This is a genomic window from Streptomyces mayteni (assembly GCF_054783955.1).
Map to the genome: position 1 here is coordinate 1 of NZ_BAAGPR010000278.1, position 798 is coordinate 798.

Here is a 798-nt window from a genome sequence, read left to right on the forward strand (position 1 = left end):
ACACCACCATCACCACCCTCCTGGACGCCGACCACACCCTGTTCATCGAAGCCTCCCCCCACCCCGTCCTCACCATCGGCATCAACGACACCATCGACACCCACGACACTCCGGCTATAGCCATCGGGACGCTGCGGCGGGATGAAGGCGGCCTGGTGCAGATGCTGACCGCGGCCGGTCACGCACACACCACCGGCCTCCCGATCCACTGGCCCCTACCCCAAACCACACCCGTCGACCTGCCCACCTACCCCTTCCAACACCGGGTGTTCCCTCTTCCCTCCACCCAGCTCCCCACCGGTGCTGGTGCAGCAGGTGTGCCCGACACCGTGCCCGTGGATGAGCCGGACGATGCGCTCGACACGTCTTCGTCCCTGGTCTCCCGCCTCGCAGGTCTCACGCGCGGAGAGCAGGAGGCGGTCCTGCTGGAACTCGTCAGGTCCCGGGCGGCCGTTGTGTTGGGGCACGCCTCGCCGCATTCCGTCACCGCCGACGAGACGTTCAAGGCGCAGGGATTCGACTCCCTGGGGGCGGTGGAGCTGCGGGATCGGATCGCCGCGGAAACCGGTCTCCGACTGCCACCCACGGGCATCTTCAACTACCCCACCCCGGTCGAACTCGCACGGCACCTGCGAGGCCGGCTGATGGGGGAGAACGTCGAGGACGTCATCACCGAGGCGATCTCTGTCGCCGGAAGTGAGGATCCGATCGTGATCGTGGGGATGGCGTGCCGTTATCCGGGTGGGGTGTCCTCTCCCGAGGAGTTGTGGCAGCTGCTCGCGGACGGGCGGGAGGCTG

At 67.7% G+C, this 798-nt stretch carries 1 protein-coding gene; it reads left to right on the top strand.

What is annotated here, in order from left to right:
- A partial coding sequence (locus tag ACYVPE_RS39890; protein ID WP_461038739.1) for an acyl carrier protein occupies positions 1-798 on the top strand: 798 nt, incomplete at both ends.